We start from the raw sequence: 25776 nt of genomic DNA, 5'->3' as shown, positions 1-25776 counted from the left end.
GAGGGCGCAGATATGGAATTCTACCAACCAGAATTAAATGATGATGACGTTATTCGTCAAGAAATCGCTAAGCCCGGTAAGCAAGTAATGTTCTTACAAGCTGACTGGTGTGGTGATTGCAAGGCAATTAAGCCATTTGTTAAGGATATTAAAGCAAGTGTTACTTCAGCTGGCATTAATTGGTTTGATGCAGATCGTGATGCTAATTTAGCTATTGCTCAAGAACAAGGCTTGATGGGTATTCCAGCATTTGTTTTGTTTGAAGACGGTAAGCAAGTTGATCATATCGGTAATGGTGAACGTTTGTCGCCAGTTCAAGTTATGGATTGGGTTGCACAAAACGTTTAAAAGAAATGATTGACAATTATCTTTGGACTTCGTATGATATGTTCAATTATATTTTTGGAAATTCTATGATGAGAAGAGTAATGTTACCGAGCCAATTTAGAAAGCACTTGGTTGATGAAAAAGTGTTTGGCAGGGACTTGAAGATGAACTCGGAGAATGATAATTGTGCAAGCGATTATCACGGTGAGGACCGTTATCAACTATCGTTTATGCATAAATGCAATAACATCAGAGGCTTATTTAATACTAGATAAGTGAATTTGGGTGGTAACACGACACATCGTCCCTTATAAGAACTAATAGTTCTTATAAGGGACTTTTTTATATTTGGAGGAAAATAAAATGACAGAACAAGTAACCCCATTATTATCACAATTATTAACGTCATGGATTTCTGGTGAAGAATCAGAAGAATTTCCATTAGCTAATCTATCGAATGCAGCTGCTATTTTATTTGAAAACTTAGCGGATGTTAATTGGGCTGGTTTCTATTTGTATAACCAAACAAAAGATGAACTAATCTTGGGACCATTTTTAGGCAAGGCAGCTGTTGTGCGTATCAAACCAAGATCAGGTGTGGTTGGCCAAGGTTATGAGAGTCAAGAATCAATTATTGTCGCTGACGTTCACCAACATCCAGGTCACATTGCTTGCGACTCAGCTTCAAACGCCGAAATTGTTATCCCGTTAACACGTGCCAATGGTGAAAAATTAGGGGTGATTGATATTGATTCACCGCACACAAATCGTTTTACAGATCCAGATAAGGCTGATTTGGAACACTTTGCCCAAACTTTGTTAGCTTATATTTAATAAAAATTTGCGATAATAGTGTTAATGAATACTTGATAAAGGATGGTGGCAAACTAATGAGTGAAACCAAACAGTATGATGTTGCAATAATCGGTGCAGGTCCTGCCGGCTTGGCAGCAGCACATGAATTGCATGATGCTGGTAAACAAGTTGTGATTATTGAAAAGTATTTATGGGGTGGGACATGTCCAAATTATGGTTGTGATCCTAAAAAGATATTATTAGGTGCAGTCGAAGCAAAAGAATATGCTGATTTTCTAACTGGTACAGGTATTGATGGTAAAGTGACAATTAATTGGGCTGATTTAATGGCACGTAAAAATCAATATACTGATGGTATTTCACAAGGGACAGAACAATCATTAGTTACTAGCGGGATTGATCATCTAGCTGGTCAAGCGGCCTTTATTGATGAGCATACTGCATTGGTCAGTCAAGACAATCAAGATGATGTGCAAGTAACGGCGACAGATTGGATTGTGGCAGTTGGTCAAAGACCAGCTGAATTAACTTTTCCAGGCGCTGAATTAACGATTGATTCTGAGCAATTCTTGGACTTATCGTCATTACCTGACGAAGTTGTGATTGTTGGTGGTGGTTTTGTTGCGATTGAATTTGCAACCATTGCAGCAGCAGCAGGGGCTAATGTCACATTGCTAGTGCATAGTGATCAGTTACTACGTTCATTTGATGATGAAATGGTTGACTCACTAATGGATCAACTAGATGATCGTGGTATTCACATGTATTTCGATACTGAAGTTACGGAATTAAAAGCTGTTGATGATGAGTTTGAAGCAACGTTAAGCTTTGGCAATACCTTAACAGCTGGCGTGGTTGTTCGTGCAGCTGGTCGTGTTGGTAATCATGACACCTTGGCATTGGACCAAGCACAAGTGCAATTTAGTGATGAGGGTATTTTAGTTGATCGTCATTTGCGCACTAGTAATGCGCATGTCTATGCGGTTGGGGATGTTGCTTATTCGCCAGTGCCTAAGATAACGCCAGTTGCCTCATATGAAGCACATCATGTTGTACAAGAAATTTTGGGCAACTCACAACCAATTACGTATCCTGCAATTCCAGTTGTTGTGTACGGGACACCAAAGTTGGCCAAAGTTGGGGTTGCGACAGATACAGCCGCTCAAAATGGTTATACCGTCAACGATATTGATATGACTAGTTGGTATACAGCTTATCGACAAGGTGAACCAGCTTCACGTATTAGAGTAGCTATCGACCAAGCCGGACGATTAGCCGGGGCAACAGTTATGAGTAGTCACGCTGATGAACTTATTAACTACTTAACGACCGCAATTAATCAAGGATTAACGAAAGAGGCGGTTACGCAACAGTTGTTTGCTTATCCATCAGTTGCATCGGACTTATCATATTTTTTCTAAAATAATTTAATAAGGAGAAAATATGAGTGAGTCTTATAATAAAAAAGATATTTTAGATATATTGTCTAAACTATATAATAATTTACCTCCCCAAAATTATGCTAATTTAAGAGACAATGTTCTGCAATCAGCCGACAAAATTACAAAAGGTTCAAATCCGTTACCAATCGTTAATCTATTAATAAATGAATTAACGGACATAATCATTGATAACGTTGGTCATGATATTCCTTCTGTTATTGAAACCACTAACATATCTCTCAAGCGGTGGATCAAAAAACATAACAAAGGGCTATGGATAAGTGATTATGGTAGCTTGTATGGGGGGAATATCTTTTAAATAATTTAAGTAACCATAATAAATAAAGGATTGTTGCCGTGGGAAAAACGGCAACAATCCTTTTTTGTAATTTATTTTTTCTTGAGAAATGTGACAAGTAGGAGAATGAGACCACATAAAAATAATAGACCACCAAGTAAAAAAATGAGGCCAGCACCAATATTGGCACCGTTTTGATCATTTATAGTCAGCCAATTAAAAAGTATGCCACCTAAGGATAAGACGATTTCTGTGATAACCAAAATTAGTGCAGAACGACGTAATTTAGCTGTTTTTTATTAGGATTGCTGACACGGTCTTCGAATGTTAGTTTTCGTGATGTCATGGGAATTCTCCTCTTATAATCGCTGTCCGAACGGTGTGGTGCTTTGTTGCCATTATACTTTGAAATCCAATTGTTTACTTGAGAAGAACTACATAATCTAAATTTTATTGCTAATTCTATTTTTGAACCAGCCCCTTGTAAAGCTGTTTTTACAGCCTGACGTTTGAAAGCTACATCATACCTTTTGAAATGTGACATAAATCACAATTATTAAATGATAGCGGTCTTTATTTGATGCGATTATTTATAGACTTTTAGGTATAATCAGATAAAAAAAGGCTTATTTGATAAAATTTAATAGATTATAATCAACAATGTATATTGTATAAAGTTTATTAATTGACAGCGCTTTCATTTATGTGATAAATTTAACATAAACAAATAGGGAGGATAATATAGTAATGAAAGCAGCAAGAATTTATGGTAAGCAAGATATTCGAATTGAGAACGTTGATATTCCTGAACCTAAAGATGATCAAGTACAAGTTAAAGTTAAGTTTGTAGGGATTTGTGGTAGCGATATTCACATGTATTCGGAAGGGCTTTCTTTACCGTATGAAAAGAATCCTTTATCTGGTAAGACTGTACCAATCATCGAAGGGCATGAATTTTCTGGTCAAGTAGTTAAAGTTGGACGAAATGCGCAGGATGTTAAGGTTGGAGATAGGGTTGCTATTGAACCTATCTTGGCTTGTGGTCATTGTCGGAATTGTATGAAAGGTATGTACAATTATTGTTTGAATGCTGTTGGACCTGATGGAAGTGGTAACTTTATTGGTGTTTCTGACGACGGTGGTATGGCCGAATTCTCTAATGTTCAAGCCAAATTTGTACATAAGTTACCTGACGAAATGGGATTTGATTTAGGCGCCTTGGCTGAACCCACCGCAGTGGCTTATGAAGGTATCAAGCGTAGTGGGCTAATTGAAGGTCAAAAAGTTGCAGTCTTGGGCGCTGGACCGATTGGTTTATGTACAGCTATTTTGGCTAAGATCGCTGGTGCAACCAAAGTTTACATTTCCGATGTTTCCGATGTTCGTCTTGCGAAAGCTAAAGAAGTTGGTATCGAAGATACTTTGAATCCAACAAAAGAGAATGTTGTTGAAAAGATCCATGAAGATTTACCCGATGGTGTGGATATTAGCTTTGAATGTGCTGGTGTCCAAGCAACATTTGATACAGCAACGCAAATTACGACAACAACTGGTGTGATTCAGGTTGATGCTTTATTTGGCAAATCAATCGATCTTGATATTAATGATGCGATTATGAAAGGTCATAATATCCACACAACCTTGGGTTACGCAAATGACTTTCCAATAGTTATCAATATTATTAATAATCACCAAGAGGTTTTCCAGCAGTTGATCACTAAAATGATTCCTTTGGATGAAACTATTGAAGGTATAGAGGCATTACAAAATGATAAATCACAAGTTAAAGTGATGATCTCACCTGAAATGTGATTACTAACCCATAAATTAGGACAACAAGAATTCTGTCTTAATGGTCAAAAGGGTAACACGTTAATAAAAGTTTTCTTTTATCAGTTTGAACTAGGCTCCGTCGAGTACAAAGTTATATGTCTTTCAGATGTATTAGAAAAAGAACCTGATAATAATATCCAATAAACAAAAATGCAACAACTAGGAAGATAAAAGCAATATGGGAAAAGAATATTATTAACAAGTCGAAATTAACTTACAACAACGTCTGCAACAATTAAGAGACTTAAATCAATGGCTTTTTAATCGGTAACACTGCTAAATCTATGATTGGCAATACTGATAAAATTTAATTTTATTTTTTAAAACATTTCGCTAATAGTGATACAATCTGAGATATTTAACAATGTTTTGACAGAGTACAAGGAAAATTTGGGATTAAAAATTTTTCACAACGACATAGTACTAAATATTTATATCTTTGTCATTTAGTCACTAATTTCCCACAAAAAAATTTATCTAGTTGAGTTTGTGAAACTTGCTCGTAAATTAATGTTTTATTTACATCAAATTTACGGGCTTTTTGATTACTTGCTATAGTTCCTGTCAAGTTGACGGTTAAAATAATATAAAATTGAATTAGGTGTTCGCACTGCTGTAAATGTGAAACTGTGCTCTTTACTTTACCATTCAACTTTGAAATCATTCCAAAACTTTTCGAAAAATAAGGGGTGCCTGGTTGAGATAGCCGTAATGATTGTTCTAAATGTTGATCGAATCGTAATTCTGTCATATTTGTTGCCCATTTTTGATTAGGCAATACTGTTGTAAAACCTTGGTGCATTAATTATTCATTTTCCTTTGTGCGATTATGATGCATGAGACGACGAATATATTTATGCTATAAAACTTACAGGCTTATAATTAATGCATTTTGAAATAAAAAAGTTGGAACAATTTCTTTTGTCCCAACCTCCTTTTTAAAGCCATATTCATTTTTATTTTAAGCTTTTTGAGCAGCATTAACTTTGTTCAACATAATTGTTGCAATTAATGCAAAGGCAATGAAAACAGAACCACCAAGTCCAACGCTATTTAATCCTAGGTTAGCAACAACTAGACCACCAGCAGCTGAACCTAATGAAATTCCCAAGTTAGAGAAAATTGAATTTAATGATGATGCGAGAACTAATGATTGTGGGTAATCACGTTCGGCAACGCCCATAATGTGTAGTTGTAATGGTGAATTAATAAGATACATAAATGCACCAACTAACATAATATTTATCGTTCCTAACCATGTATTGGCTAATAGTAAAGGCATTGCGCCCAGTAAGACAAATTCAATGGCATATAGTGTTGGCATTGCCTTTAAACCTTTATAATCAGCAATTTTACCACTAGCCTGATTACTAATTAGTGACATGACACCATAGACTGTTAGTAATATTGTAATTAGGCTAGGATCAAAGTTAAGTGATTTTGAAAAAATAGGGCGTAAATAAGTGTAGAAAACATAAATACCAGCTAAACTACATGTTTGTAAAACAACGCCTAAATAAATTCGTGGATCTTTGAAAATAATGAATTGTTGTAAAATATTACCTTGTTTTTGTTGTACCAAATTATGTGGTAACGTCTTAATGATTAAAAAGATGGTTAACAAACTAAAAATCGTAATTGTAATAAAAGTGATGCGCCAACCAAATGTGGTACTGATCCAGGTTCCTAATGGGACACCAAAAACAGAGGCGACACTGAATCCTGAAAAAATCCAGCTGACTAGCCAAGCACGCTTTTGAATGGGTGCGATAACAGTTGCAAAAGTTAAGGACAGTGAAACTAGCGCACCTGAAACAATAGCAACGATAATACGTGAAATAACCAATACCGCATAATTTGGCGCAAAGATGGTTAAAGCATTACCAAAAGTAAAAATAATAGCTAAGACCAACATGGCATGATATAGATTATGCTTTAAAGTTGACGTAATGATGGGTGTACTAATAGCGTAAACCATAGCAAATATGGTTACTAAATACCCAACAGTCGCAACGTTAACTGAAAATTCCTTAGCTAAATCGTCAAGAATCCCAATAATAATAAACTCACTAAACCCTAATACGAAAGAGATTAAAATCAGGACAAAACTTTGAATTCTGAATTCTTTCACATGCACCCTTCTAAAAGCTATGATGACATAGCAATAATAAACCTATAAATGACTACTCTGCTTAAAATAGCGGAATTCACCCTTGATTGTCAATGTATTTTATTGAAAAACGGGATAAATTTTATTTTTATTAAAAATCTGACTATTTCCAAATATCATAATGTCTGCTATATTTAACTACATAATAATAAAAGACGTAATCACTATCGGTATAATTGTTGGAGAATGGCCAACGAGTGCCTACCCGTCTCCCAAGAGATGGACTACCGATAGTGTTTTGATTTATTAATGCACCCATTCTGCATGCTTTTTAATGCATAGGGTGCATTTTTTTATTGCCAAATGTCTATTGGAGATAGTGGTTACGTGTGTTTCTAAATTGGAGGAGAGTTTAGTTATGGAGTTGCACACACAGAAATCGACAGAACGTTTCAGCAAGTTGCGCAATCTTATTTTAGGATTACAACATGTTTTGGCGATGTATTCTGGTGGTATTTTAGTACCATTGTTAATTGGGGCAGCATTACAATTTAATGCGCAACAAATGGCTTATTTAATATCTGCTGATATTTTTATGACTGCAGTTGGAACGTTATTTCAACTGAAAGGAACGCGGTATACAGGAATTGCAATGCCAGTGGTTATTGGTTCAGCAGTGCAAACGGTATCGCCATTAATTAATATCGGTAGCACGTTAGGAATCGGGGCAATGTATGGAGCTACTATCGCAGCTGGTATTTTTGTATTCTTAATCAGTGGTTTGTTTTCGCGATTACGTGCATTTTTCCCACCAGTTGTAACTGGCTCATTGATTACAGTTATTGGATTTACGCTGATTCCAGTTGGTTTTCAAAACTGGGGTGGGGGTGATTTAGAAGCAAAGAGTTTTGGTAGTTTAACCAATCTATCAATTGGTTTGGTCACGATTGTGATTATTTTACTATTTAACTTATTTGCAAAAGGCTTTGCTAAGTCAATTGCAATTTTGCTAGGAATCGTATTAGGCACAATTTTTGCAGGGCTACTAGGAGAAGTATCATTGCAACCAGTGGCTGATGCTTCTTGGTTCCACATGCCAACACCGTTTTTCTTAGCGACGCCAACTTTCCATTGGTCAGCGATGATTACAATGATGATTGTTGCCTTAACATCAATGATGGAATCAACAGGTGTTTACTTTGCGTTGGCTGATTTGACTGGTCGTAAGTTGACTAATGAAGACATGGCTAAGGGGTATCGTGCAGAAGGACTAGCGGTTATTTTATCAGGTATTTTTAATACCTTTCCATATTCAACGTTCTCACAGAATGTTGGTGTCGTTCGTTTGTCAGGTGTTAAGAAAAGAACGCCGATTTACTACGCAGTATTGATTTTATTGCTAATCGGATTATTGCCAAAATTTGGCGCACTTGCAACGATTATTCCATCATCTGTATTAGGTGGTGCAATGATTATCTTATTTGGTACAATCGGGGTACAAGGAATTACGATTTTGAAACAAGTTAATTTTAATTTGGAACGTAATTTGATGATAGCAGGAATCTCAATTGGATCAGCTATCGGTGTTACGGTTTACCCACAAATTTTCCAGCATTTGCCAGAATTAGTAAAATTAGTTATTCAAAATTCAGTGGTTGTCACGTCGATATTAGCAGTGCTATTGAACATTGTGTTACCAGGTCGTGAGAAAGAGGTCATGTAAGCAATATGAAAATTTTAGAAGATCGTATTAAAAAAGATGGTCGTGTTTTAGGTGAAGATGTCTTGAAAGTTGATAATTTTTTAAACCATCAAGTTGATCCGCAATTAATGCAAGAAATGGGTGATGAATTTGGTCGTTTGTTTGCTGATGAAAAGATTGATAAGGTTTTGACGGTTGAATCTTCAGGTATTGCACCAGCTATTTTTGCGGCTGCAACATTAAATGTACCAATGGTATTTGCACGTAAGAAGAAGTCAATTACGCTCTCATCAGAGTCATATATTGCTGATGTCTACTCATTTACCAAGCAAGAAACTAATCATGTGATGATTGATAAGCGTTTCTTACATGAAGGTGAACGTGTCTTGATTATTGATGACTTTTTAGCAAATGGTCAGGCTGTTACTGGTTTGATGGAAATTGCGCACGCTGCTAAGGCTGAAGTTGTTGGTGTTGGGATTGTGATTGAAAAGACGTTCCAAAAGGGACGCGCTATGTTGGATGAACAAGGTGTTCATGTTGAATCATTGGCACGTATTGCGGCTTTTGAAGAGGGACAAGTTGTTTTTACTGATTAGTCCTCGAAAATAAAACTCGTAAATTTGTTTGCAAGACATACCCATATTAGATGTAAAAAGTCTAATTATAGGTGTGCTGTTGTGTAATAAATTTACGAGTTTTTTGTGTGTATTTAAAGCAGATATAAATTAATTATCAGATTCATGGATTTTTTTGTTAAATTAACTGAATTTAAGATAAAATCATTAATATACAATACGGAGTATGCAGGATAGATTTATTATCAGACAAAAGGCTAATTGGGGGATATTAAAATGAAATTAGGTTTTATTGGAACAGGTGTCATGGGACGCGGTATTATCAATAATTTGCTAAAAGCTGATTATGAGGTTTTTGTTTATAATCGAACAAAAGCACATGCGCAATCTGTTATTGATAATGGTGCCGTTTGGCAAGATTCACCGCGTCAAATTGCTGAAGCTGCAGATGTTGTGATGACGATGGTTGGTTACCCTAAAGACGTTGCTGAACAATATTATGGTGATAACGGCATTTTTGCGGGCTCACATCCCGGTCAAATTATTTTAGATATGACGACGTCAACACCAACATTGGCTAAAGAGTTAACGACGGCTGGTGAAAAATATGGTGTCAAAGTTTTGGATGCCCCAGTATCCGGTGGTGATACCGGCGCTAAAAATGGGACGTTGACCATTATGGTTGGTGGTGATGAAGAGTCATTTACGAAGTTGCAACCAATGTTTGCAGTTATTTCAAATGCAGCCACTTTATTTGGTACAGCAGGTCGTGGTCAAAATGCCAAGATGGCTAACCAAATTATGATTGCAGGCACTATGTTGGGGATGGCCGAATCAATGGCTTATGCAAAAGAGGCTGGGCTAGATTTGCCCCAAGTACTAAAGACACTGGGTGGTGGTGCAGCCCAAAATTGGTCGATGGACAACTATGGTCCACGCGTGTTAGCAGATGATTATGAGCCTGGTTTTTATGTTAAGCATTACATTAAGGACTTACGAATTGCCCTTGATGAAGCTAAAAAAATGCAGGTGGATCTACCTATGACAATAATGGCTGAACAATTTTACACGAAATTAGTTGATGAACAAAAATTAGCAGACGCTGGTATACAAGGAATTGTTAAATTATGGTCGCAATTGGTTTAGTGTATCCAGGGTGAAAGGCGTAACAGATGAACTTTTTTATTAATGCAACGATGCCTGATCATAAATCTGGTATCGAACATGCAGAGCTTAAACGTTTGGCGTTATTTAACAAAAATAATGAAGCGGCTAAATTAGTTTTATGTGATTGGGATCCCAATGGGCATATAACGGCCAATCAAGCCGGTATTCAAGATGAACAAATAATAAATCTATTTGATTATTTTCAAGAAGCAAGCCACGTTGCGACTAAATTAATTCAAGTACAAGATATTGAGTATGGCGTATTGGATGCACAGTATACGGACGATCCAAGTAACAGTCGTTATTTAGTGACTGCTAATAATCAATTAATAGCGCGTGTGAACTACAAGCAAAATGATACACGTCCAGTTAAATCAATTGAATGGTTTGATGGCTTTAATAATTTGTACTGTGTTGATCATTATGATGCAAGAGGCTTTGTCTCATTAAAACAGTGGTATACGGCTGATAATAAAATTGGGACAGAAACTTGGCAAACACCAACTGGTCGAGTGGTGATCGAAGCCTTTCATAAGCAAACAATGCGTGGTGACATGCAGAAAACAAATTGGCGTTTGATAGATCGTCAGCATAAATGTCAGCAGTTTGACACACAAACAGAATTAATAACCTATTTTTTTGATTGCTTAAATGAAGATTACTGGTCACTTGATCATCCAAATGTTTTTGTTGTGGACCGATCACACTTAGGTGACCAGGCGTTGTTGCAGTTAAAAAAACCAGCCTATACAGCTTTTCATTTGCATAACGCACATACAGCAGATGCGCAAAACCCTGAAGCACCATTGTTTAATAACAATTATGAATTTGCTTTAAATGTTATTGATGGTTATGATGCCGTGATTTCAGCAACGCATAAACAAACAGCTGATGTACGAACTAGATTACACCCTAAGGCACAATTATTTACGATTCCAGTTGGTGTTGTTTCTGATAGATTACTAACTGCGCCACGTGTACCACTAGCTGATCGTCAATTTGGTAAAATGGTTGTTTTTGCTCGTATTGCTTGGGAAAAAAATCTTGATGATTTAGTACGTGCAATTGGCATTGTGCATCAAGAAGTGCCGCAAGTAACGCTTGATTTATATGGATATCCTGATCCAAATGAAAATTATAAAGCTCAGCATGAAGTTGAAGCAGTGATTGCAGAGTATGGCTTGGAAGATGTTGTGACACTAAAGGGGTATACCACTGATATTGATGCTGTCCAAAATAAGGCTATGATGTATGGCTTAACTTCTCATATGGAAGGCTTCAATTTAGCGATTATGGAGGCTATTTCACATGGATTAATTGCCTTTTCATATGACGTTAATTATGGTCCAAATGAAATCGTTGCTGACGGTGTAAATGGGGCGGTTGTACCATATGGTGATTATCAAGCATTGTCGGTAGCTATTTTAGAAGTATTGCGTGATCCAATATTAGCAGAAAAATATATGACAGGTGCATATGAATCTGCTGAACGGTATTCTGAGGCATCGGTTTGGCAGGCTTGGGAAAAGTTGTTATCAGATGCTCAAAATAGTTGGGCAACCAAAATTGCGGCGATGCCTGGATATCGGGGAGGATAGTGAAAATGTATTATTTTGTGAGTGAAAACATATTTGCATATAACTCAGGAACCGAGCATGCTCAAGCTAAACGAGTGCAATTTTTTAATCGTGAACATCAACAAAATCGTTTAGGTCAAGCGGCTTATGTGACACGAGATTATAATCGTTTTTTAAATCGTGATGCCACAGCGGTTGGCTTAAATAATGATGAAGTGGTAAATATGTATGATTATTTTCAAGGAACAACTAATGTCCCACGTAAAAAACAGCACTTGCGTCTATTGCCACAATTACCGCTTGACCGATACCATATTGTCGGTCATGGGCCAAATTATTCAACAGTTGAAGACAAAGGACGGGTTATTGCGCGTATTAATGTCATGCCAGCAACAGTTGGGCTAGTGAATGATATTACTTATTATGACCGTGCGGATAATATTACAGTGCGTGAAAATTTTGACTGGCGGGGATTTAAATCATCAGTTGATTATTTTCACCAGGATGGCCAGCTTGCCGTACAACAGTTTTTGAATTTAGCAGGGGATCCTGTTATTGAAATTACACACATGAATATTAATGGTCAATTATTACCTAGTATGTATAAATTGAAAAACTATTTAGGTCATGACTATCGTTTTAATTCGCAAGAACAATTATTTTTATTCTTCTTAAACGAAATTACTCGTCAGCAGGCTGATATAACGTTAATTTCTGATCGGCGTGGCTTGGACCATGTTGTAGCTGCGGTGCAAGGAACGGTGCATAAATATGCTTATTTGCATGGTATCCATGTGGGGAATGTCAAACATCCCGTGAGAGGGAAATTATATGATGCCTATACTAATGTATTAGAGCGTTATGGACAGGCATTTACGGCAATTTTAGTATCGACATCTGATCAACAAAAAGATTTAAAAAGTCGTTATCCAGAGTTGACGATTAAAGGTGCCCCTGATATTTCATTGTCATCAGTAGTGTTAAATAAAGCACCGATAACATTACAAACACGACAATTACATCAATTAATTGTCGTGGGTCGGTTGTCACCAGAAAAAAGGCCTGAACAAGCTTTGCGTGTGCTGGCTAAGGTTATCAAGACAATACCCGATGCAACACTTGTTTATTACGGTTATGCAGCATCGCAAGAAGTGATGGATGATTTACAAACATTAGCTCAAAAATTGGCAGTTACTGATCATGTGACATTTGGTGGTTATGTAAGTGAAGAAAAGTTACAACAAGCATATCAGCAAGCACAGATTATTTTGCAACCATCCATCGCAGAATCTTTTGGTATGAATCTAGTTGAAGCAATGAGTTGTGGAACACCGGCCATTAGTTACGATGTGCCTTATGGCACGCAAGCCTTAATAGATGACGGCCATAATGGTTATATTGTTCCAGAGGGATCAAGCAATGCTATGGCACAGAAAGCAATTGATTTATTATCAGATGATAATCTGTGGGCACAAATGTCTGCTGCGGCATATGTGAAATCACACAATTTTGCTGATGATAAAACAACAAAGTTATGGCAAAATATTTTTAAATAACAGCTAAAATAAAAAGGACAAATTGACGCGACACTGTCAATTTGTCCTTTTTATTTAAGGTAGTGGCGGGAATCGAACCCGTGATGACGGTTTTGCAGACCGTTGCCTTACCACTTGGCTACACTACCGTAATTACTACCACAATTACATATTATAGGGGAAATTTAGTAAACATGCAATTATATAATAACATAGAAAGGACAATCAAACGTTTTTTTGCAAAAATTTGTTGCTTTGATAGTTTTTAATCAAGAAATATTTCAAATTATATATTAAATGTAAAAGATACATGGTTTAGGGGGTTGCCAAGAAAGTGAAATATAGGTATAATTATTTTTGTTGTTGAGTTTGTAACAATGATAATGGACGTTTAGCTCAGCTGGGAGAGCACCTGCCTTACAAGCAGGGGGTCACAGGTTCGATCCCTGTAACGTCCATTGGTCGCATGGTCCAGTTGGTTAGGACGTTCGCCTGTCACGCGAAAGATCACGGGTTCGAATCCCGTTGTGACCGTTTATAATGGCTCGGTAGCTCAGTTGGTAGAGCATACGATTGAAGCTCGTAGTGTCGACGGTTCGATTCCGCCCCGCGCCATTTGATAATACAGTGTATTATCAAATAACCATCTTCAAATAGGGGTATAGTTTAATGGTAGAACAACGGTCTCCAAAACCGTCGGTGGGGGTTCGACTCCCTCTACCCCTGTTTAATTGATGATGGCGGTAGTGGTGAAGTGGTTAACACACCGGTTTGTGGTACCGGCACGCGTGGGTTCGATCCCCATCTACCGCCCTTGAAGTTAGCGATAACTTTTTATTTTAATATATATAATAATTAGATATGCCGTTGTGGCGGAATTGGCAGACGCGCTGGACTCAAAATCCAGTTCTCGCAAGGGAGTATGGGTTCGACCCCCATCGACGGCATTTAACCAGATATGGTCAGATTGCTTATTTAATTATTGTATGCCGTTGTGGCGGAATTGGCAGACGCGCTGGACTCAAAATCCAGTTCTCGCAAGGGAGTATGGGTTCGACCCCCATCGACGGCATTCTAATACTCGACAAGTTCATTTATGAATTTGTCGAGTTTTTTTGTTGCATAAAAAAGAACATCAGTCGAGTAGACTGGTGTTCCTTTAAATATAAAATGCCATCATTCACATTTTTTTAAGCATTTCGTTTTAATGGTAACCAAGCCAAAACTTTTTGAATTTCTTTTTCCCAAAATAACCAATCATGATTACCTGGTGAAACATGATAGTTATCATCAATTTGATATTTAGTCATAAAATGAGTGAATTGATCGTTTGCGGGTTTTAAAAAATCGTTTTCACCAAAAACGCGCTTAACATCAGGCATAATCGGGATGATATCAGTTAAATTAATGACAGGTGATAGCGCTGCGATATAACTAAATAACTCTGGATGACTAAAACCAAGTTTTAAAGCACCAAATCCTTCCATGGAATTACCAATGACGAAATTACTGTCGCGATGACTACTTAATGGCAACAAATGTTGCATTTCAGGCATTAATTCCTTTGTAAAATAAGTCCAGTAAGGTAGACCATTAACTTCATCCATATAAAAACTACGATCAACATTAGGCATAATAATGGCGACCTGATAATTAAGTGCAAGATTTTCAATTGTTGTACGGGTTGGCCAGCAAGTACCATTTTCCCCAAGACCATGTAATAACCAAATAGTGGGTAAAGGTGCTTGTGGCAATTGGTCAGGGAGAATAACACCAATATTCATGTGTGTTTGTAGGGTGCTTGAGAAACGCGTGATTTGTAGATGGGCCATGATATCCTCCTTTAATCTAAACCATGATCATTTTGTGAGTAAAAGACGGTCGCCTTGATATTTTGGGGATGATTCCCAAAATCACTACCAAATAAGGTTAGTCCACCATATGTATCATTATCCATCGGTAAAACGGCCATTTTCAGGGTTAATCGGCGTGTTTTATGCAATGCTAAATCATTGATACTGACATTAGAGATGCTGACACTATCAATGGATGTATCTAGTTCACCAATTCGAATGTGATTTAATAAACCGTATTGACTGAATTTTTTGGGCCACCAATCTGGTGTATAACGTCCTCGTACATCAGAATAATTACCAGGTAATTCAGTTGCACCAATAAATGTATCATTTAGCCAAAAACCAATTTTAGAATGCCAACTATTATTAGACATTGGAAATTCGCTAGCCAGTTCAATATCAAATTCTAACAATTCAATTTTTCCATTTTCTGGAATTTCGTTAGGAATAATATATTCAATGCTACCTTGCGTAAACCATAATATTTGGGCCTGGAATCGATGCGTACTAAAAAAGACGTTCATGTCATCCATGGGTGTAATGACTTCAGTATTTGTGGCCAAACCACATGATGGGCCGATATCTTCAATGGCGAAATAATTTCCAATTGGAATATCATAGCTTTTTTTATAATAATCTGGAAATATTTGCTGTGGGAAATTAATGGAAATTTTATCAATGTTCACACAGGGGACATTTTGGCGATTATCAGTTCCTTTTTGAAATTTAATAATATTTGCATTTTCTAAAATATGTAAGTTTTTGGAAATGGCAGCTTTACTAATATTCATACGTTTTGCTAATTGTGTCGCTGTTATTTTTTCATGCGAGATAATATCAATCATTTCTAAGCGAACGGGAGAGTCTAATGCCTGATAAACGGGTAGATAGTTAATGCTAGTGTCAATATCCATAAAATCCCTCTTTTCATGATAGTTAACTATTTTGTTAACTATCATACGAATTTTAATCAAGTGTGTCAATGATGTTATCGTTATTATTAATAATGTCTGTATACTGACATGACAACGTTGACAGCGCTTACAGGATTGGCAGATAATACAACTGTTAGAAAGTTAAGCTAAATGTTAAACATTTTATTAGGTACTTAGTTTAAGAGGGGAATTTTATGAAAAAGTCACATTTTTGGGGTGCAATCGTGACATCTATTGCGGTATCACTGGGATTGACTGGTTGGACCAGTACAGCGGTTCATGCAGATGACAGCAAAGAAATTATTTTTTGGAATCCGTTTACTGGACCGGATGGGACTAGTATGCAAAGTCTTGTTAATCAATATAATAAAACAAATCCAAAGTATCGGGTTAAGAATGTGTCGCTAACGGAAAGTGACATGTATTCAAAAATTCCAACTATCGTGAATTCTAAGAAAGGAATTCCAGATTTACAGATCGTCCACGTAGAACGAATTAAAGACTACGTTAATAATGGGTTACTAGATAGTTATAATTCCTATCTAAAAGATTTTTCAGGTATTAACAAAGATAATTATGTACCAGAAGCTTGGATAAATGGTGCATATCAAGGCAAACGTTACGGTGTGCCGTTAGATATTCATACATCGTTCATGTACTACAACAAAAAATTAGTTAAAAAATATGCACCACATGCATTAGACGATAACATTGTTACTTTTGATGAGATTAAAGCAGCAGGTAAAAAATCACAAAAAGATGATGTTGCAGGTATGGGTCTAACGTGGTGGAAACCGTTGTTCCTATCATTGTATGGTCAAATGAATGGCGAGTTAACAAAGAATGGTAAAGATCCTGACTTGAATAATAAGACGTCGCATCGGGTTATTAATTTTTATAAGGATATGCATGACAAAAAAATTACTACGCAAGATGGTGATGACCCTATGCAACTATTTTTGACAGGTCAGCAAATTTTCCTTCCAGAAGGAATTTGGATGAATAATCAAATTAAAGAAAGCGATGTTGATTATGGGGTTACTAATGCACCGCAATTATCAGCTGATCCACAAAAAATTGTTAACTGGTCATCAAGTCATCAATTTGTGCTATTGAAACAGCCTAAGCGTGATAAAGCAAAGACAGAAGGAACGTTAGCATTTATTAACTGGGTTCGAACACACTCACTAAAGTGGGCTGAATCAGGACAAAATCCAGCATCACTCGCAATCACCAAAGATCCAAAGTATCTGAAGATGCAACAATCATTTTTGTTAACAAATAAGGTTGAGCAAGATTCAATGACAATCTTTAATTATCGCTACAATGGGTATTTGGCTGATTATTTGGACCGATATGCTTATGATGCTGTTTTTAATAAGACAAGCGTTTCACAATATTTGAATAAAATGCAAAATACTGTGCAGGATGAAGTTGATGCACAAATGACAAATTAAATCAAAGCAAGGCATATAAAAATTAAGAGGGAGTTACATACTAATGGCAGAAGTTTCTTTAAAGTCACATGAGCAAGTGAGTAAGCATAAGCGTACACGAAGCCATCCATTTGTTTATTTAGTGCCGCATTTAGCGATTTTTACGATTTTTTTCTTAATACCGCTAATTTTTGGGATTTATATTGCATTTACAAAATGGGATTTAGTTCGAACACCAGTCTTTGTTGGTTGGGATAATTTTAAAAATATTTTGTTTTCAGATTCTATTTTTCACGATCAATTAACAAGTGGTTTGTGGCATACGATTTTGTTCGTTTTGATTTCAGTACCGTTCTGTGTATTGGTGCCATTATCACTAGCGGTAATGTTAAATACTAAGCCAAAGTTCGCGAAGTTTTTTCAAGGGTTATTTTACTTGCCAAGTCTATTTTCAATTTCTGCAGTTGTTATCGTGTGGTCATTGATTTTTAATCCTAATTATGGACCATTGAATACGTTGTTTAATTGGAATCAGGTTTGGACTGGAACACAACCTTGGGCATGGATCACGATTGTTGTTCTAACAGTTTGGTGGACAATCGGTGGAAACATGATTATTTATCAAGCTGCCTTGAATGGTATTCCACAAGATTATTATGAAGCAGCTGATATAGATGGTGCGTCAAGTTGAAAGAAGTTTATTCACATTACTTTGCCAAGTATTCGTGGACAATTGTTATTTACGATCGTGACAACAACCATTGCCCAATTCAACATTTATGGACAACCACTAATGTTGACGAATGGTGGTCCAAATGGTTCGACAACTGTTTTGATGATGAACGTACAACAAAATGCGTTTGGATCAGGACAATCATTGGCAGGAATTTCTTCAGCAATGTCAGTTATATTAGGTATCTGCATTATGATTGTGTCTATGGTTCAATTATTTTTGCTAAGAAATAAAGATTGATGTAGGAAGGTAAAGAGATCATGAAAAATAAGAAGCAAGGCACGGCAAAGTGGTTATCGTTTATCTTTTTGGTTCTATTAAGTATTATTTGGATTATGCCACTGTTATATGGTGTAATGTCATCTTTCAAAAGTAACATTGAAATGCAATCCGTTGGATTTAAGTTTCTACCAATCAATTGGATAGTAACAAATTATTCAGATTTATTACAAAATACAGCAAATACACCAGTGTTTCGCTGGTTCTTAAACTCAATTGTCATTTCAGGTGGCTCGACTATTTTGGTTTTGATTGTAACATCTTTATCAGCATTTGCCTTTTCACGTTTACGATTCAGAGGAAGAAATGTATTGTTCATCTTTTTGTTAGCCACGATGATGTTTCCACCCGTAATGAACATTATTCCGCTATACAAAATTATGACATTGCTAGGTTGGGCAAATACACCATGGGCTATGATTTTTCAAGCTGCAACAGGGGCATTCAATATTTTCCTAGTTCGTCAATTTATGGATAATATTCCGCTTGCTTATGATGAAGCTGCTCGCATTGATGGGGCAAGTGATTGGCAGATCTTTAGAATTATTATTTTGCCATTGATTAAGCCTGTCTTGTTTGTTGTTGCGTTATTTACATTTACCGGTTCATGGAATGATTTCTTGTGGCCATCAATTGTATTTTCAGATATTAATAAGATGCCGATTACGCCTGGTTTGAAATTATTGCAGGGAATGTATGTTGCCGATATCCCAACTTTGATGGCCGGAGCAATTATCGCTATCATTCCAACGTTTATTTTATATCTAGTTGCGCAAAAGTATTTCTTACAATCAATGTCTTTGTCAGTAGGTGTGAAGGGATAGATATATGTTAGAAAGAAACTGGGATAGAAAATTATTACTAATTTCTGCAGTTTGGCAATTTATTGATGGTGCATTAACGATTGGATTAGTTGGCACGTTGTTTATTCTAGCTGGTTTAGTTAATTTATTATTGGCCAAATATTTCTTAAAAGAAAAAGAAATTAATAAATGGGTGTTACCGATTTTAATTATTGAAGTGATTATTGCATATTTTTGCATGGATATTGTCACGGTAGCTTTATTAGTACCAACGACGATAATTATTAGTTTAAAGAGAAAAAAACAAAAACTTGTTAATTCATAATAAAGAAAGTAGGAACAGTATGTATCGAACAGAATATCCGCAACCGCAATTTCAACGTGAAAACTGGACAAACTTAAATGGTAGTTGGGACTTTGATTTTGATGATCAAAATCAAGGGGTTAGAGATCAATGGTATCAACAAGAGAAGTTGACGCAAAAGATTGAAGTCCCTTTTGCGTATCAAACAGAATTGAGTGGTATTGATGATCAAAGTGAGCATAGTGTTGTTTGGTATCAACGTCATTTTCAAATAGATCAGTCAACCGATGAGGTAACCATTCTTCATTTTGGGGCAGTAGATTTTAAAGCTGATATTTGGATTGATGGTCAACATGTTGGAACACATTCGGGTGGTCATACTAGCTTTTCGTTTGATATTACAAATTTTGTAAAAGATGGTACAGATCATGTCATGACAGTTCGTGCAGATGATCCGGTTCGTGATGAAGAATTAACGCGGGGTAAGCAAAATTGGACTGGCGAAAGTACGGGTATCTGGTATACAAATACAACAGGGATTTGACAAACTGTTTGGTTAGAAAAAAAGCCAGTGACTAATTTAGCAAGTGTTAAATATGTGACTGATATTGATAAAGGAATTGTTGAAATTTCTGGTGAAATTGATAATTTTGTTTCCGGTACAGGGGTAACTGCGAATATTAAGTTTGGTGACGAGTTACTAACAAAAATAACAATCTATCCAGAAGACAGTGCTTTTGAATGGAGTATCAATATTTTAGGTAATCATATTTTCAGAATGGGTTATCACAATGAAGGATGGCTTTGGACACCTGAACATCCTAATCTATTTACAGTTAATTTTGAAACTACAGCACCAAATGCAGTGACTGACAAGGTAAGCTCATATTTTGGAATGCGAAAAATTCATACAGCCAATGGTATGACGTATTTAAACAATCGTCCATATTATCAAAAGTTGGTGCTAAACCAAGGATATTGGCCAGAGGGACTATTAACTGCTCCAAGTGATGAAGCTTTCCAAAAAGATATTAGCTTAGCTAAGGAGATGGGCTTTAATGGTGCACGAATTCACCAAAAGGTTGAGGATCCAAGATATCTTTACTGGGCTGATAAAATGGGATTTATTTGCTGGGGCGAATGTGCTGCAGCACCAGTATTTACTCGAAAAGCCGAAACAACTTTGTATAAAGAATGGTTAGAAATTATTGAACGTGATTATAATCATCCATCAATCGTTACCTGGGTACCCATCAATGAAAGCTGGGGTGTCCCACAAGTTCATATTGACCGACAACAACAACATTTTACGCAAGCGATGTACCATTTGATTCATTCATTAGATACAACACGTTTGGTGCAATCTAATGATGGTTGGGCACAAACAGAGACTGATATTTGTGCTGTTCATAATTATGCTCATGGTGCTAAGGATGATAAAGAAACTTATGACTATTATCAAGAAACATTACATTCATGGGAGAGTATCATTCGTAATCCACCAGTGTGGGATATCTTTGCCGAAGGCTTTACGTATCAAGGACAACCAATCCTATTAACCGAATTTGGTGGTATTGGATACAACAAACAAGATGCCGATAAGGGATGGGGTTACACCGGTGCTAAAAGTGATGAAGAATTTATCAGTGAATATTAACGAATTATGAAGGCGGTTTCGCAATCGCATAGTTTGAATGGTATTGTCTATACACAATTAACGGATACTGAGCAAGAGGTGAATGGTTTGTTGACTGTTGATCGCCAGCCAAAAGTTGATCCTGAAGTTATTAAGAAAGCTAATGAATTCTTTATTCGTGCTTTTGTCGATGCCCCCCAAAAAGATATTGAAATTGCAGATATTTTAGATAATGACATGAATTAATAATTCATTAAAAAAATTTATAGAAGGAACAAGGTGATTTTCTAATGGTTCAAATTGCATTAGATCATATTTATAAAAAGTATGATAACGCAGCAGATTACTCAGTTACAGACTTTAACTTGCATATTAAGGATCAAGAATTTATCGTATTTGTTGGCCCTTCAGGTTGTGGTAAGTCAACAACATTGCGTATGATTGCTGGATTGGAAGATATTTCACAGGGTGAACTAAAAATTGACAATCAAATTGTTAATGATGAATCTCCTAAGGATCGTGATATTGCGATGGTTTTTCAAAATTATGCTTTGTATCCTCACATGTCAGTGTATGACAACATGGAATTTGGTTTGAAACTTCGTAAGTATGATAAGAGCGAAATTGATCAGCGTGTTAAAAATGCTGCTGAAATTCTTGGGTTAACAGAATATTTGAAGCGTAAGCCATCGGCCTTGTCAGGTGGTCAACGACAACGTGTTGCTTTGGGACGTTCCATAGTGCGCGATGCACCGATTTTCTTAATGGATGAACCATTATCAAATTTGGATGCTAAGTTACGTATTTCAACGCGTGCTGAAATTGCCAAGTTACATCAGCGTCTGAAGACAACAACTATTTATGTGACACACGACCAAACTGAGGCGATGACGATGGCTGATCGTATTGTTGTCATGAAGGATGGAAAAGTACAACAAATTGGTACATCACAAGAAGTTTATGATAACCCGGTTAATGTATTCGTTGGTAGCTTTATTGGTGCACCAGCTATGAATTTTTTCCATGTAACTTTGCAAGATAACAAGATTCGTGAGAATGACGGGAACTTTACGTTGGAAGTACCGGCAGGTTGTTTAAAGACGTTGAATAATAAGGGCTATCAAGGTAAAGAACTTGTCTTTGGTATTCGACCTGAACACATGCATACTGAAAATACATTTTTGGAGACATTTCCCAATGCAGTAGTACCTGCTACAGTAGTTGTTTCGGAGTTACTTGGTGCTGAGACACAACTTTATAGTAAAATTGGTGCTACTGAAGTTGTTGCAAAAGTCGATGCACGTGACTTTAAGAAAACAGGTGAACAATTTAACATTGGATTTGATTTAAATCGTGCACATTTCTTCGATCCTGAGACAGAAGTTTCAGTATATTAACGTAATATGAATATAAAAGGGATAAACGAACATGATGCTGATAAACAGCGCATGTTCGTTTTTTAAATAGATATTTTTGTTAGATAATGCATATTGTTAGAATATTAAAAATATTCAACATATAATTAATTTTGGAAGAGTTTTTTGCTCAGAATAGCATATTAGGAGGAATTAACATGACAATCAAAAATGTAACTATTGCAGGTGGTGGTGTATTGGGGAGTCAAATTGCTTTTCAAACGGCTTTTTCAGGATTTAATGTCACGCTATATGATATTAATGATGCAGCTATTGAGCACGCAAAAGAATTATTAGCTAGCTATATGCCAGAATTTCAAGCGTTTTATGATGATGGCGACAGAGCAACGACGGTTATTGATGGTATGTCATTTAATACTGATTTAGCACAGGCTGTAGCTGATGCTGACTTGGTTATTGAAGCCATCCCAGAAAGTATAAAGATTAAGTCTGAATACTACACAGAATTATCAAAGGTTGCTCCTGAAAAGACAATTTTCGCAACGAATTCATCGACATTTTTGCCTTCACAATTCGTAGAGTATGTTAACCGTCCTGAAAAGTTTTTGGCTATTCATTTTGCAAACCAAATTTGGAAGAATAATAATGCCGAAATTATGGGGCATGCAGGAACTGCTGATGAGTACCTAGAAGAATTGGTTGCTTTTGCCAGGGATATTCGTATGGTGCCATTCCGTCTGTATAAGGAACAACATGGTTATATTTTGAATTCATTGTTGGTACCACTATTGGATGCTGCTCAAAAGTTATGGGTCAATGGTGTAGCTGATCCACATACCATTGATAAGTCATGGATGATCGCAACTGGTGCACCACAAGGACCATTTGCGATTCTTGATGTTGTTGGCTTGAATACGCCATATAACTTGGCATTAGCTAAAGCTGAAGGTGACCAAGATCAAGCACGAATTGTCAAAGCATTGAAGGAAATGATTGATGCTGGTAAGACTGGCACTACTGCGGGTGAAGGTTTCTATACTTATCCAAATCCTGAATTTATACAAGATAATTTCTTGAAATAAGAATAGTTCATTAATGTTATAGGTAAGATCGAATAAAAAACGAGCTTGTTTATATATCTTGACAAGCAACTACTATCTCGGTAAACTTGGGGCAATTAATGAATGGAGGGTTATGATGAATCAATCAATGCTAAACTTAACAGTATGTTTTTGTCGAACAACGCGTTTTTTGCGATGTTCGGCCTGTTAAGTGTAGGTTTTTTGAGGAAAAATAATCTAACACTGATAAAAATAGGTTGATATTAAGCTAAGGGCGCGATTTCTGTATTTAAAGCAGAATATCGGGCTCTTTTTTTGTTCATAATATAAGGATTTGGGGTAAAAAATAATGGAATTTGATACAAAATTAATTCATGGTGGTATTAGCGAAGACGAGTTTACGGGTGCAACGTCAATCCCAATTTATATGGCATCAACGTTTCACCAGAATACAATTGGGGCAAGTAAGTATGAATATTCACGGTCGGGAAATCCAACACGAGAAGCAGTTGAAAAACTAATTGCTGAATTAGAAAATGGCACGGCCGGTTTTGCTTTTTCATCTGGGTCAGCAGCCATTAATACGGTATTCTCACTTTTCTCTGCTGGTGATCACATCATTGTTGGTAATGATGTCTATGGTGGGACATTTCGGTTAATTGATGCTGTGTTAAAGCGTTTTGGGATGACATTTACGATTGTTGATACACGTGATTTACAGGCAGTTGAACAAGCAATCACCCCACAAACAAAGGCTGTCTATCTGGAAACACCGACGAATCCATTATTGCGAGTGACTGATATTGCTGCCATTGCGTCACTTGCAAAAAAACATCGTATTTTAAGTATTATTGATAATACTTTTGCATCGCCATATATTCAAAAACCACTTGATATGGGCGTCGATATCGTTTTGCATAGTGCGTCAAAATATTTAGGTGGTCATAGTGATGTAATTGCCGGGTTGGTTGTTACTAAGGATCCTGATTTGGGTGAGCAAATTGGTTATTTACAGAATGCAATCGGTAGTATACTTGCACCGCAAGAAAGCTGGTTGTTACAACGGGGGATGAAGACCTTGGGATTGCGGATGCGGGCGCATTTACAAAATGCACAAGCCGTATTCGATTATCTAAATCAACAACCATTGGTTAATAAAATTTATTATCCTGGGGATCCTGAAATTCCAGATTATACTGTCGCTAAAAAACAAATGAATGGTTTCGGTGCTATGATTTCGTTTGAATTACAGCCAGGTTTGGATCCACGTTTGTTTGTTGAACATTTGCGAGTTATTACGTTGGCAGAAAGCTTAGGTGCACTAGAAAGTTTGGTTGAAGTACCAGCAATTATGACACATGGGGCTATTCCACGTGAGACACGCTTGGAAAATGGTATTACGGATGAATTAATTCGTTTGTCAGTCGGTGTTGAAGATATAGCCGATTTGTTGGCAGATTTAGCACAAGCCTTTCAAGTGATAGCCAAGTAACGTTGGATAAAGCGCTTTCGGCAATTATGATATGATAAAAGCAATAAAAACGTTTTTTCAATCTTAATTGGGGTGATGCTGATGGCGAAATATAATAAAATTTTGGTAACTGGTGGCGCCGGTTTTATTGGCACAAACTTTGTCCGCTATGTGATTAAAAATAATCCGGACGTCCAAATTGTTGTGCTCGATAAACTGACGTATGCGGGGAATGCAGATAACTTAAAGGACTTAGATCGTGTACAACTAGTTGTGGGGGATATCAATGACGCTGAACTAGTTGATCAGTTAGTCCAAAAAACACAAGCAGTCGTCCATTTTGCAGCGGAAAGTCATAATGACAGGGCGTTGCATGACCCAAGTATTTTTATGCAAACCAATTTGATGGGGACATTTACGCTAATCGAAGCAGCACGCCAGTATCATGTCCGTTTTCACCATGTATTGACTGATGAAGTATATGGTGATTTACCATTACGA

21 protein-coding genes, 8 tRNA genes, 2 pseudogenes, 1 riboswitch and 1 other annotated feature are annotated in these 25776 nt (G+C 36.6%); of the genes and pseudogenes, 26 read left to right on the top strand and 5 right to left on the bottom strand.

Going from position 1 to position 25776, the window contains the following annotated elements:
* Positions 1 to 12: 12 nt before the first annotated feature.
* The 5 genes from FFM61_RS02670 to FFM61_RS02650 all read left to right on the top strand — a co-directional run bounded on the left by FFM61_RS02670 (position 13) and on the right by FFM61_RS02650 (position 4695).
* The gene (locus FFM61_RS02670) at positions 13 to 348 is read left to right on the top strand and encodes a thioredoxin family protein (protein ID WP_074427043.1); all 336 of its coding nucleotides are present in this window, start codon (positions 13 to 15) and stop codon (positions 346 to 348) included.
* A gap of 56 nt (positions 349 to 404) precedes the next feature.
* Positions 405 to 639: a binding site (T-box leader), on the top strand.
* 51 nt (positions 640 to 690) lie between these two features.
* The gene (gene msrC, locus FFM61_RS02665; protein ID WP_074427044.1) at positions 691 to 1161 is read left to right on the top strand and encodes a free L-methionine (R)-S-oxide reductase MsrC; all 471 of its coding nucleotides are present in this window, start codon (positions 691 to 693) and stop codon (positions 1159 to 1161) included.
* Between the two features lie 56 nt (positions 1162 to 1217).
* Entirely contained in the window at positions 1218 to 2564 is a 1347-nt protein-coding gene (locus FFM61_RS02660) for a dihydrolipoyl dehydrogenase family protein (protein ID WP_074427045.1), read from the top strand.
* A gap of 22 nt (positions 2565 to 2586) precedes the next feature.
* Positions 2587 to 2904, top strand: coding sequence for a bacteriocin immunity protein (locus FFM61_RS02655; protein ID WP_074427046.1), 318 nt, complete (start codon positions 2587 to 2589; stop codon positions 2902 to 2904).
* Between the two features lie 726 nt (positions 2905 to 3630).
* Positions 3631 to 4695, top strand: a complete 1065-nt coding sequence (locus tag FFM61_RS02650) for an alcohol dehydrogenase catalytic domain-containing protein (protein WP_074427047.1) — start codon at positions 3631 to 3633, stop codon at positions 4693 to 4695.
* 463 nt (positions 4696 to 5158) lie between these two features.
* Here the strand turns inward: FFM61_RS02650 and FFM61_RS02645 are convergent, their stop codons facing one another.
* Entirely contained in the window at positions 5159 to 5518 is a 360-nt protein-coding gene (locus FFM61_RS02645; protein ID WP_074427048.1) for a hypothetical protein, read from the bottom strand.
* 159 nt (positions 5519 to 5677) lie between these two features.
* Positions 5678 to 6847, bottom strand: coding sequence for an MFS transporter (locus FFM61_RS02640; RefSeq protein WP_074427049.1), 1170 nt, complete (start codon positions 6845 to 6847; stop codon positions 5678 to 5680).
* A 187-nt stretch (positions 6848 to 7034) separates the two neighbouring features.
* Positions 7035 to 7133: riboswitch (purine riboswitch) on the top strand.
* Between the two features lie 111 nt (positions 7134 to 7244).
* On the opposite strand from FFM61_RS02640, the gene FFM61_RS02635 reads away from it, so the two are divergent.
* The 5 genes from FFM61_RS02635 (at position 7245) to FFM61_RS02615 (ending at position 13406) form a co-directional block, all read left to right on the top strand.
* Positions 7245 to 8549: a nucleobase:cation symporter-2 family protein gene (locus tag FFM61_RS02635; RefSeq protein ID WP_074427050.1), complete on the top strand. Its 1305-nt coding sequence runs from the start codon at positions 7245 to 7247 to the stop codon at positions 8547 to 8549.
* Between the two features lie 5 nt (positions 8550 to 8554).
* The gene (locus tag FFM61_RS02630) at positions 8555 to 9127 is read left to right on the top strand and encodes a xanthine phosphoribosyltransferase (protein WP_074427051.1); all 573 of its coding nucleotides are present in this window, start codon (positions 8555 to 8557) and stop codon (positions 9125 to 9127) included.
* Positions 9128 to 9382: 255 nt separating this feature from the next.
* A complete protein-coding gene (locus tag FFM61_RS02625) occupies positions 9383 to 10252 on the top strand; it encodes an NAD(P)-dependent oxidoreductase (RefSeq protein ID WP_074427052.1) in 870 nt (289 codons plus the stop codon).
* 26 nt (positions 10253 to 10278) lie between these two features.
* Complete coding sequence (gene asp1 / locus FFM61_RS02620; protein ID WP_074427053.1) at positions 10279 to 11871, top strand: accessory Sec system glycosyltransferase Asp1; 1593 nt, start codon at positions 10279 to 10281, stop codon at positions 11869 to 11871.
* Positions 11872 to 11876: 5 nt separating this feature from the next.
* Positions 11877 to 13406, top strand: coding sequence for a glycosyltransferase (locus FFM61_RS02615; protein ID WP_074427054.1), 1530 nt, complete (start codon positions 11877 to 11879; stop codon positions 13404 to 13406).
* Between the two features lie 57 nt (positions 13407 to 13463).
* Here the strand turns inward: FFM61_RS02615 and FFM61_RS02610 are convergent.
* Positions 13464 to 13534 (bottom strand) — tRNA-Cys (locus tag FFM61_RS02610).
* 236 nt (positions 13535 to 13770) lie between these two features.
* Between FFM61_RS02610 and FFM61_RS02605 the strand changes: the two genes are divergently transcribed.
* From FFM61_RS02605 to FFM61_RS02575, 7 genes are all read left to right on the top strand, one after another.
* A tRNA-Val gene (locus tag FFM61_RS02605) sits at positions 13771 to 13843 on the top strand.
* 2 nt (positions 13844 to 13845) lie between these two features.
* A tRNA-Asp gene (locus FFM61_RS02600) sits at positions 13846 to 13919 on the top strand.
* An 8-nt stretch (positions 13920 to 13927) separates the two neighbouring features.
* Positions 13928 to 14000: transfer RNA gene (locus FFM61_RS02595), tRNA-Phe, on the top strand.
* A 40-nt stretch (positions 14001 to 14040) separates the two neighbouring features.
* Positions 14041 to 14111 (top strand) — tRNA-Trp (locus FFM61_RS02590).
* A 14-nt stretch (positions 14112 to 14125) separates the two neighbouring features.
* Positions 14126 to 14198: transfer RNA gene (locus FFM61_RS02585), tRNA-His, on the top strand.
* A gap of 50 nt (positions 14199 to 14248) precedes the next feature.
* A tRNA-Leu gene (locus tag FFM61_RS02580) sits at positions 14249 to 14332 on the top strand.
* 41 nt (positions 14333 to 14373) lie between these two features.
* Positions 14374 to 14457: transfer RNA gene (locus tag FFM61_RS02575), tRNA-Leu, on the top strand.
* Between the two features lie 118 nt (positions 14458 to 14575).
* Here FFM61_RS02575 and FFM61_RS02570 read toward each other — a convergent pair.
* Positions 14576 to 15217, bottom strand: coding sequence for an alpha/beta hydrolase (locus FFM61_RS02570; protein ID WP_074427055.1), 642 nt, complete (start codon positions 15215 to 15217; stop codon positions 14576 to 14578).
* Between the two features lie 11 nt (positions 15218 to 15228).
* On the bottom strand, positions 15229 to 16155 hold the full coding sequence (locus tag FFM61_RS02565; RefSeq protein WP_074427056.1) for an ArsR/SmtB family transcription factor: 927 nt from the start codon (positions 16153 to 16155) through the stop codon (positions 15229 to 15231).
* A 215-nt stretch (positions 16156 to 16370) separates the two neighbouring features.
* Here FFM61_RS02565 and FFM61_RS02560 point away from each other — a divergent pair, with 215 nt between their 5' ends.
* The 9 genes and pseudogenes from FFM61_RS02560 to FFM61_RS09050 form a co-directional block, all read left to right on the top strand.
* The gene (locus FFM61_RS02560; protein WP_074427057.1) at positions 16371 to 17633 is read left to right on the top strand and encodes an extracellular solute-binding protein; all 1263 of its coding nucleotides are present in this window, start codon (positions 16371 to 16373) and stop codon (positions 17631 to 17633) included.
* Positions 17634 to 17676: 43 nt separating this feature from the next.
* A pseudogene (locus tag FFM61_RS02555) lies at positions 17677 to 18585 on the top strand (carbohydrate ABC transporter permease).
* Positions 18586 to 18605: 20 nt separating this feature from the next.
* Positions 18606 to 19448 carry a carbohydrate ABC transporter permease gene (locus tag FFM61_RS02550; RefSeq protein ID WP_074427058.1) on the top strand — a complete coding sequence of 281 codons (843 nt, stop codon included), beginning with the start codon at positions 18606 to 18608 and terminating at the stop codon, positions 19446 to 19448.
* 4 nt (positions 19449 to 19452) lie between these two features.
* Entirely contained in the window at positions 19453 to 19752 is a 300-nt protein-coding gene (locus tag FFM61_RS02545) for a hypothetical protein (protein WP_074427059.1), read from the top strand.
* 19 nt (positions 19753 to 19771) lie between these two features.
* A pseudogene (locus FFM61_RS02540) lies at positions 19772 to 21613 on the top strand (glycoside hydrolase family 2 protein).
* Positions 21614 to 21657: 44 nt separating this feature from the next.
* The gene (locus FFM61_RS02535; RefSeq protein ID WP_074427060.1) at positions 21658 to 22764 is read left to right on the top strand and encodes an ABC transporter ATP-binding protein; all 1107 of its coding nucleotides are present in this window, start codon (positions 21658 to 21660) and stop codon (positions 22762 to 22764) included.
* Between the two features lie 176 nt (positions 22765 to 22940).
* On the top strand, positions 22941 to 23825 hold the full coding sequence (locus FFM61_RS02530) for a 3-hydroxyacyl-CoA dehydrogenase (RefSeq protein WP_074427061.1): 885 nt from the start codon (positions 22941 to 22943) through the stop codon (positions 23823 to 23825).
* 328 nt (positions 23826 to 24153) lie between these two features.
* Positions 24154 to 25296, top strand: a complete 1143-nt coding sequence (locus FFM61_RS02525) for a trans-sulfuration enzyme family protein (protein WP_074427062.1) — start codon at positions 24154 to 24156, stop codon at positions 25294 to 25296.
* Positions 25297 to 25377: 81 nt separating this feature from the next.
* A partial coding sequence (locus FFM61_RS09050; RefSeq protein WP_240005961.1) for a GDP-mannose 4,6-dehydratase occupies positions 25378 to 25776 on the top strand: 399 nt, incomplete at its 3' end.

This window comes from Weissella hellenica (genome assembly GCF_005405545.1).
GTDB lineage: Bacteria > Bacillota > Bacilli > Lactobacillales > Lactobacillaceae > Weissella > Weissella hellenica.
The sequence above is the reverse complement of the archived record's forward strand: the minus strand, read 5'-3'. Positions and strand labels throughout refer to the sequence as shown.

Bases quoted from the DNA above. Each gene is read 5' to 3' on its own strand.
- FFM61_RS02550 (WP_074427058.1), top strand. From the start codon at position 18,606: ATGAAAAATAAGAAGCAAGGCACGGCAAAGTGGTTATCGTTTATCTTT.
- FFM61_RS02660 (WP_074427045.1), top strand. From the start codon at position 1,218: ATGAGTGAAACCAAACAGTATGATGTTGCAATAATCGGTGCAGGTCCT.
- FFM61_RS02545 (WP_074427059.1), top strand. From the start codon at position 19,453: ATGTTAGAAAGAAACTGGGATAGAAAATTATTACTAATTTCTGCAGTT.
- FFM61_RS02645 (WP_074427048.1), bottom strand. From the start codon at position 5,518: ATGCACCAAGGTTTTACAACAGTATTGCCTAATCAAAAATGGGCAACA.
- FFM61_RS02650 (WP_074427047.1), top strand. From the start codon at position 3,631: ATGAAAGCAGCAAGAATTTATGGTAAGCAAGATATTCGAATTGAGAAC.
- msrC (WP_074427044.1), top strand. From the start codon at position 691: ATGACAGAACAAGTAACCCCATTATTATCACAATTATTAACGTCATGG.
- FFM61_RS02670 (WP_074427043.1), top strand. From the start codon at position 13: ATGGAATTCTACCAACCAGAATTAAATGATGATGACGTTATTCGTCAA.
- FFM61_RS02525 (WP_074427062.1), top strand. From the start codon at position 24,154: ATGGAATTTGATACAAAATTAATTCATGGTGGTATTAGCGAAGACGAG.
- FFM61_RS02565 (WP_074427056.1), bottom strand. From the start codon at position 16,155: ATGGATATTGACACTAGCATTAACTATCTACCCGTTTATCAGGCATTA.
- FFM61_RS02615 (WP_074427054.1), top strand. From the start codon at position 11,877: ATGTATTATTTTGTGAGTGAAAACATATTTGCATATAACTCAGGAACC.
- FFM61_RS02625 (WP_074427052.1), top strand. From the start codon at position 9,383: ATGAAATTAGGTTTTATTGGAACAGGTGTCATGGGACGCGGTATTATC.
- FFM61_RS02535 (WP_074427060.1), top strand. From the start codon at position 21,658: ATGGTTCAAATTGCATTAGATCATATTTATAAAAAGTATGATAACGCA.
- FFM61_RS02655 (WP_074427046.1), top strand. From the start codon at position 2,587: ATGAGTGAGTCTTATAATAAAAAAGATATTTTAGATATATTGTCTAAA.
- FFM61_RS02570 (WP_074427055.1), bottom strand. From the start codon at position 15,217: ATGGCCCATCTACAAATCACGCGTTTCTCAAGCACCCTACAAACACAC.
- FFM61_RS02560 (WP_074427057.1), top strand. From the start codon at position 16,371: ATGAAAAAGTCACATTTTTGGGGTGCAATCGTGACATCTATTGCGGTA.
- asp1 (WP_074427053.1), top strand. From the start codon at position 10,279: ATGAACTTTTTTATTAATGCAACGATGCCTGATCATAAATCTGGTATC.
- FFM61_RS02630 (WP_074427051.1), top strand. From the start codon at position 8,555: ATGAAAATTTTAGAAGATCGTATTAAAAAAGATGGTCGTGTTTTAGGT.
- FFM61_RS02530 (WP_074427061.1), top strand. From the start codon at position 22,941: ATGACAATCAAAAATGTAACTATTGCAGGTGGTGGTGTATTGGGGAGT.
- FFM61_RS02635 (WP_074427050.1), top strand. From the start codon at position 7,245: ATGGAGTTGCACACACAGAAATCGACAGAACGTTTCAGCAAGTTGCGC.